Genomic DNA, 7,140 nt, shown 5'->3' with positions numbered 1-7,140 from the left:
CCAAACGCCCGACGCACAAACCCGGTCGAATCCCCAAGCGACCCATTAACCGTCCCCGAATGATCCAGTTCCGGGTAAAAATGCCATTCAATTCGGTCCCCCGCCTTGCACGCCGCCCTCACCAACGCCTTCTGCCCCGGCACAAACACATCAAGGTCCTTGCCACCAGTCCCCAGAAACACCGGAATATCAGTCTTCAACGTGGGATAAGCCGACTCCCGATTCACCCGCTCCAGCCCTTGCACGGGCGAACGCTTGAAGCTGTTGTCAAACGTCAACCCATCAGCCACCACCCACTGTTCAATAGCATGCAAACAGTCTTCCTGACTGGCCCTGAACGCCGGCAACGCCTGTTCGGCCAGGTAATCGCCAGGCACAAATGAGGGATCAAGCAAGGTCGCAGTGCTCAAGCGCAACAGGTTATAGGCAAATGTCGGCACCACCGAGCGGCGGGCGTTTTCCAGTTCAGGGCTTTTGCCTTGAGGGTGAGCGACAGCATAGGGCGTGCCCGTTGCGACCACGCCGACGATAGTCACATCCGGCGCATAGCCCTTGGCCGACACCGCCGTGGCAAACGCCGCGCGGCCGCCTTGAGATTGCCCGAACACTACCACTTGTTTCGACAGCTTGAAGTCAGCGCCGCCGACGGCGCGGATGCTGTCCAGCACGCCATACGCCAAAGGCCGCGTAAGCCCATAAGGGTGCAAGCCCGGCGTACCCAAGCCCTGATAATCGGTGGCAACAATCGCGTAGCCCTGGGCGAGCCAATAATTGAGGTAGCGCGTATCCCGTGGGCTGCGCACGTTCAATGACGGCGCGCAACGGTCAGCGCTGCCAACCGTGCCGTGGGCCCACGCCATCAGCGGCCAACCGCCCGCCGGTGGCGTGCCCTTGGGCAGGAACAACGCGCCAGACACCGTGATGGGCGTGTGGTTGTCGAGCCCGTCAGTGGAGGTGTAGAGGATGCGCAGGTTTTGCGCGGCGTCGGCCAGGCTTTGCTCCGGGGTCAGCGCCTCACTGCGCAACAACCGACCGGGACTGGCGGGCACCGGGTCGCTCCAGCTATAGAACGCATCGGCAGCGTGGCTACTGCCCGTAATCAACACACACAGCAACGCAGCCCAGCGCATCAACACTTACCACCCTTCTTTCAACATGCGCAGCTCCAGATGCTGCAACAGCATGATGGTCTTGCCATCCGCGATCTCGCCGCTTTGCACCATCGCCAGTGCCTGCTCGAACCCCAGTTCCAGCACCTCGATGTCCTCGCCCTCTTCTGCCAGGCCGCCGCCGGCACCCACCTGGTCCGCCGGCTGGTACTCGCCGATAAAGAAGTGGATGCGCTCGGTCACCGAGCCCGGGCTCATGAACGCCGCGTAGATTTTTTCTACATGGCCGACGCGGTAGCCGGTTTCCTCTTCAGCCTCCAGGCGGATGCGCTCTTCCGGGCTGGCGTTGTCCAGCAGCCCGGCGGCGGCCTCGATCAGGTAGCCGTGGTAGTCGTTGACGAAGGTCGGCATGCGAAACTGACGAATCAGCAACACCGTGCGCTGGGCGCGGTTGTACAACAGGATAGTCGCGCCGTTGCCGCGGTCGTACACCTCGCGGGTTTGAGCCTGCCAGCTGCCATCCTGGCGGCGCAGGTCAAAACTGTATTTTTTCAACACGTACCAGTTGTCCGAAAGGGTTTCTTCGGCGGTGATGCGAACGGGGCTGTTGTCCATGGTCAGGCCTTTGCTCAAAGGAGCAAGAGCATGTCGTGGCGGCAATGTCAGCGTCAAGGGCATCGCTTGCCGCCGTTACTGGGCTTGCGCGCCGTAACACCTTGCAAGCAATCCACCTCGACGGCTGTCGAATTAATTCCTGCCCTCGCAGGCCATCTGGTAAAACCCGTGCTTCGCCTTTGTCCTGGAACCTTCATGTCATCTCGTTTTCTGTCTCGCCTGGGCCTGCGCTGGTTTCCCCTGTTGTGCATGGCCATCCTGATCGTCGGCTTGCCGGTGGGCTGCGCCGTGTTGCAACACAAGGAGCGCGAGCTGGTGTTTCGTATCGAACCGGGCACGGCGAGCTGGTACAGCGGCTTGCCGAAAGCGGTGCAGGAGTTCGAGCTCAAGCCCGCCAGTTTCAAATCCGGGCAGAACATTCATGGCTGGTGGTACCCGGCAGACAAGAAAGACGCGCCGTCGATCCTCTACCTGCATGGCGTGCGCTGGAACCTCACCGGGCAGCTGTTTCGCATCGAGCAATTGCATGCGTTGGGCTATTCGGTGCTCGCCATCGACTATCGCGGCTTTGGCCAGAGCCACGGTGACCTGCCCTCGGAAACCACGGTGTATGAAGACGCGCGCGTTGCCTGGGAACGCTTTCAGGTGCTGCAACCCGACCCCGGAAAACGCCTGATCTACGGGCACTCCCTGGGCGGTGCGGTGGCCATCGACCTGGCCGCCGAGTTGAGCAAACAAACGCCTGTTCCTGTGCGCGGGCTGGTGATCGAGTCCACATTCACCTCCCTCGGGGACGCGGCCGCCGCCGTGGCCAACACCTCATTACCGGTGCGCTGGTTGCTGTCGCAAAAATTTGATTCCATCGACAAGATCGCCGACGTGCACATGCCGCTGCTGGTGGTCCACGGCCTGGCCGACCCGTACATTCCGCCGCGTTTCAGCCAGCAATTGTTTGAAGCCGCCCAGGAGCCCAAGCGGCTTTTATTGGTGCCCGGCGCCACCCATAACAACAGCATGAGCCTGGCGGGTCGCAATTATGCGCAGGCGCTGGATAACCTGATGCGCGCGAAGATGCCCGCGCAGGTTGTCACCCACTCCACAGGCCACAGCGGCGACTCATAAAGTGGTTTTCGGCACTGGGTTCGCGCGGGGCTGTCAAGCGCAAACCCTGCCCATACTGGCCCGCGCCGACAGTTGATCAAATATTAACCTTGGGTTAAATCGCCATACCCGCCGGGGTCTCGCAAAGTTATCCACAGAGATACCCACGGTTTTCGTGGACAACTCTTTTTACTTTTTTACGATTTTTTTGTTCACCAAACGCCTTCGGGAAAGGTGCCGGGCAGCAGAATCTCGCGATTCACATCGCGTATATCGTTATAGCCACACAGCGCCATCGACACGTCCAACTCACGGGCGATGATGTCCAGGGCCTTGGTCACGCCCGCCTCTCCCATGGCACCCAGGCCATACAAATGCGGGCGGCCGATCATCGTGCCTTTTGCCCCCAGTGCCATTGCTTTGAGCACGTCTTGGCCGGAGCGAATGCCACCATCGAGCCACACTTCGATCTGGTCACCCACCGCCGCCACAATCGCCGGCAATTGGCTGATGCTCGACGGCGCACCGTCCAGTTGACGACCACCGTGGTTGCTCACCACCAGTGCATCGGCGCCGGAATTGGCCGCCAGGCGCGCGTCCTCCACATCAAGGATGCCCTTGATGATCAACTTGCCACCCCAGCATTTCTTGATCCACTCCACGTCATCCCAACTCAAACGCGGGTCAAATTGCTGGGCTGTCCACGACGACAACGAACTCATGTCCGCCACCCCTTTGACATGCCCGACGATGTTGCCGAAACCACGCCGCCGGGTGCCGAGCATGCCCATCACCCAGCGTGGCTTGGTGGCCATGTTGAGGAGGTTCGGCAGGGTCAGCTTGGGCGGCGCGGAGAGGCCATTGATCAGGTCCTTGTGGCGTTGCCCGAGGATCTGCAGGTCCAGCGTCAGTACCAGGGCATCCACGCCAGCGGCTTTGGCGCGTTCGATCAATTGCTCGATAAAGCTGCGGTCGCGCATCACATACAGCTGGAACCAAAACGGTTGGCCGACGTGCTCGGCGATGTCTTCCAGGGAGCAGATGCTCATGGTCGACAAGGTATAGCGCAGGCCGAATGCAGCGGCGGCGCGTGCGGTCAGGATCTCGCCGTCGGCATGCTGCATGCCCGCCAAACCGGTAGGTGCCAGTGCCACGGGCATGGCCATGTCCTGGCCAATCATGGTGGCGCGGATCGAACGCTCATCGATATTGCGCGCCACGCGCTGGCGGAACTTGATCCGCGCAAAATCGCTCTCGTTCGCCCGGTAAGTGCTTTCAGTCCAGGAGCCGGAATCGGCGTAATCGTAGAACATCCGTGGGACACGTTTTTGCGCGAGCTTGCGTAAGTCTTCGATGGTTGTGATCAACGACATCGGGGTCACCTCTCCCTGAACTGAGCACAGAGAGTAACCGCCCATCGGCGGCGCAACCAGCCATTGCGTTTACAGGTGCAGACGATTAATCTCGCACAAACCCGCAAAAAGACGCACAACCATGCACAGCACCCATCAGACCATCGACCTGCCCTCATTGCGCAAACAGAAGATCCTGTTGCTGCTGGAGCGCGACGGCAAAGTGACCGCTTCCGAACTGGTCGAGCACTTCGCAGTGTCCCAAGACACCATTCGCCGCGACCTCAGTGAACTCGCAGGGGCGGGTTTATTGCAGCGCGTGCACGGCGGCGCCCTGCCGCGACCCAAAGACACCGGCAAGGATTTTTTCACCCGGGTTGGCGAAACCAACGACACCAAGCGCCGCCTCGCGCAATTGGCCGCCGACCGCGTGGAAGACGGCCAGATCGTGCTGTTCGATTCCGGCTCTACCACGCTGCAAATCGCCCAATCGCTGCCGCGCTCGATCCGCCTGACCGTCGTCACCGCGTCGCCGATGATTGCCATTGCACTGGCCGACCATCCCGATGTGAAAGTGATTTTGGCCGGTGGTCAACTTAACCCGGCCACCCTGTCCACCGGTGGCCATGAAGCCGTGCGCCTGATCCAGAGCGTCAAGGCGGACCTGCTGTTTACCGGCGTGTGTGCCTTGCATCCGCACGTCGGCATCACCTCGTTGCACTTCGACGAAGTGGCGGTCAAGCAAGCCCTGCTCGACAGCGCGTCGCACGTGGTCGCCGTGACCATGGCGGACAAGCTCGGCGCCGTGGAACCCTTTGTGGTGGGCCCGTGCGACCGTATCCACACGTTGATCACCGAATGCCATGTGCAGGGTGCCGAGGCCTATGAACAGCTAGGGCTGGAAGTGCTTCGCGTAGAAGTCGAGTAAGTACAAAGCGTCGGCCACCGCATGGCCGCTGGCGGTGTTGTCGAAGATGCACCAAGTGGGAATGCCTGCTGCAACCGAATGGCTCAGTTGCAGCGCGAATGCCTGCAGGCATTCCGGCCCATAAGCACTGTGGTAGATGCGCGGCGAGCCGTGCAGGCGCCAGTACTGCACGCCCTGCCAACCTGCGCCGGCCTCAATCACGGCCGGGTCGGCGATCACGCGCCCTATCTGCCAATCCTGTAACAATGCCTCAGCATCCAGCCATGACGCGTGACGCGGCTCAAGCACGACATTGCCGGAAAAACGCTGGCGTAATGCAGTAAAAAACCGCAGGGCAACCGCCGGCTCATAGCTCAGCGACGGCGGCAGTTGAACCAGCAGGCAACCAAGCTTTTCACCCAGCGGCAGGCACTGCTCAAGAAATTCATCCAGCGCCGTCTCGCACTGCTGCAAGCGCAGTGCGTGGGTGATCTGCTTGGGCACCTTGACCGAAAACCCAAACGCCGGCGGCACCGACTGGCCCCAACGTGCATAGGTCTTGGGCAGGTGCGGCCGATAGAACGAACTGTTGATCTCCACCGCGTTGAAACGCGACGCGTAGCGCTGCAAATACGTGCCCTCGCCTGCAAAGGCCGGCCAGTGTACGCGCGGCAAACTCCAGCCCGCGCACCCCACATAAAACCCTGTCGTCAAAACAGCACCTGGGCGGCATCGCGCATGAAGATCTCGATGGTCTTGGGGCCGACACCGTCGAATTCACCCAGGCGTTTTTCGAAGGCGTGGCGGTCTTTACTGACCTGCCGGATATGGCTGATCTTGCCACCGTACTCGGCATTCAATTTGGCACTGAGGTCGAGCAGGCGTTGCGCCGTGGTTTCGTCATACCGCACGTAATGCGCGCGCCCAAGCATGCTGACCAGTTCACGCGACGTGCAATGCTGCAACTTGCGCGCGGTGTCGCGGCCTTGCTCTTCAACGATCACCTTGTACGCCTGCGCGGCAATCGCCGCCTGAATGCGCTTGCCCATCAAGAAGCTTGCGATAAACCACTTGAACAGGCTGCCGTCATCGTCGGGCTTGAGATCAATGCCCAACTCGGACGCGCTGATCGACCTGGCCATACTCAGTGGCCCAGCTTGCGCTCGGCCTTGGCAGCCTGCTCATTGATGGCATCGGTCTGGCGCTCGGTGTCTTTGATCGAGGTGGGCGTCAGCACCTTGTCGACACTTTCCGTGTCCGGGTTCGGGCGCTCCAGGGTCTGCCCCTTGGCAGCCTTTTGCGTGCCTTTCTGGGCGTCTTCCGAGCTGATGGGTTCCGGGGTCTTGTCGGCAGTCTTGTGGTCAGTCACGGCTTATCTCCAAACAATTGAAACCGCGCGAAAATAGCGCGGGCTTATGCAGAAGAGCCCGCCGGATTTGCATAGTTCAAGGAAATTGCCGCGCCGTGCCGCCGGAGAAATAACCACGAATTAATTTAAACCTTTTGCCGAGGCACCCGCTCAACAGTCAGGTACGGCATCACGCCACTGTCGATTTCAAGGAGTTCCACCATGACTACTTCTTCGCTGATCAAACAAATGGGCCTGACCTTCGTGCTGGTCGCGGGCTCGATTTCCACGGCCATGGCCGCCACGTCCAACAGCTTCGTCGATGACGCCGCCCAAGGTGGTATCACCGAAGTCGAAGCCGGCAAGCTGGCCCTGGAAAAAAGCAGCGCGGCCGACGTGAAGGCCTTCGCCCAACACATGGTCACCGACCACACCAAAGCCAACCAGGAACTGACCGCGCTGGCGAAAAAACTCGATATCGAAGTTCCCGATGATGCCGCACTGACCGACAAGGCCAAGAAAGCCATCCTGGAACTGCGCGACGAATCGTTCGACAAGGCCTACGCCAACAATCAGGTGGCGGCCCATGAAAAAACCGTCGAACTGTTCCAGAAAGAAGCCGCCTCCTCGGACAACGCCGAGCTGAAAGCGTTTGCAACCAAAACCCTGCCAACCCTTGAAGCCCACTTGAAAATGGCCAAGGAGCTG

At 60.5% G+C, this 7,140-nt stretch carries 9 protein-coding genes; 3 read left to right on the top strand and 6 right to left on the bottom strand.

Annotated features, from left to right (window positions below):
• Positions 1-1,130 (bottom strand): alpha/beta hydrolase (locus WBB95_RS29230; protein WP_424490749.1); only part of this gene is annotated, 1,130 nt, incomplete at its 3' end.
• 6 nt (positions 1,131-1,136) lie between these two features.
• Positions 1,137-1,724 (bottom strand): NUDIX domain-containing protein, encoded by a 588-nt coding sequence (locus WBB95_RS29225; RefSeq protein ID WP_424490748.1) that lies wholly within the window; start codon positions 1,722-1,724, stop codon positions 1,137-1,139.
• Positions 1,725-1,919: 195 nt separating this feature from the next.
• On the opposite strand from WBB95_RS29225, the gene WBB95_RS29220 reads away from it, so the two are divergent.
• Positions 1,920-2,846, top strand: a complete 927-nt coding sequence (locus WBB95_RS29220; protein WP_424490747.1) for an alpha/beta hydrolase — start codon at positions 1,920-1,922, stop codon at positions 2,844-2,846.
• Between the two features lie 191 nt (positions 2,847-3,037).
• Here the strand turns inward: WBB95_RS29220 and WBB95_RS29215 are convergent, their stop codons facing one another.
• Positions 3,038-4,198 carry an alpha-hydroxy acid oxidase gene (locus tag WBB95_RS29215; protein WP_424490746.1) on the bottom strand — a complete coding sequence of 387 codons (1,161 nt, stop codon included), beginning with the start codon at positions 4,196-4,198 and terminating at the stop codon, positions 3,038-3,040.
• A 121-nt stretch (positions 4,199-4,319) separates the two neighbouring features.
• Here WBB95_RS29215 and WBB95_RS29210 point away from each other — a divergent pair, with 121 nt between their 5' ends.
• Positions 4,320-5,105, top strand: coding sequence for a DeoR/GlpR family DNA-binding transcription regulator (locus WBB95_RS29210; protein WP_424490745.1), 786 nt, complete (start codon positions 4,320-4,322; stop codon positions 5,103-5,105).
• Here the strand turns inward: WBB95_RS29210 and WBB95_RS29205 are convergent.
• From WBB95_RS29205 to WBB95_RS29195, 3 genes are read right to left on the bottom strand one after another with little or no spacing between them, the layout of a single operon-like run.
• The gene (locus WBB95_RS29205) at positions 5,070-5,798 is read right to left on the bottom strand and encodes a DUF72 domain-containing protein (protein WP_424490744.1); all 729 of its coding nucleotides are present in this window, start codon (positions 5,796-5,798) and stop codon (positions 5,070-5,072) included. The genes WBB95_RS29210 and WBB95_RS29205 overlap by 36 nt on opposite strands.
• Positions 5,795-6,226 carry a DNA methylase gene (locus WBB95_RS29200; protein ID WP_424490743.1) on the bottom strand — a complete coding sequence of 144 codons (432 nt, stop codon included), beginning with the start codon at positions 6,224-6,226 and terminating at the stop codon, positions 5,795-5,797. Before WBB95_RS29200 ends, WBB95_RS29205 begins: the two co-directional genes overlap by 4 nt.
• 2 nt (positions 6,227-6,228) lie before the next feature.
• Positions 6,229-6,453: a hypothetical protein gene (locus tag WBB95_RS29195; RefSeq protein WP_424490742.1), complete on the bottom strand. Its 225-nt coding sequence runs from the start codon at positions 6,451-6,453 to the stop codon at positions 6,229-6,231.
• A gap of 201 nt (positions 6,454-6,654) precedes the next feature.
• Here WBB95_RS29195 and WBB95_RS29190 point away from each other — a divergent pair.
• Positions 6,655-7,140, top strand: a 486-nt coding sequence (locus WBB95_RS29190) for a DUF4142 domain-containing protein (protein ID WP_424490741.1), incomplete at its 3' end; no start/stop codon positions are given.

The sequence above is a fragment of the Pseudomonas sp. genome (assembly GCF_049645325.1).
Classification (GTDB): domain Bacteria; phylum Pseudomonadota; class Gammaproteobacteria; order Pseudomonadales; family Pseudomonadaceae; genus Aquipseudomonas.
This window is presented reverse-complemented; position numbering and strand designations above follow the sequence as displayed.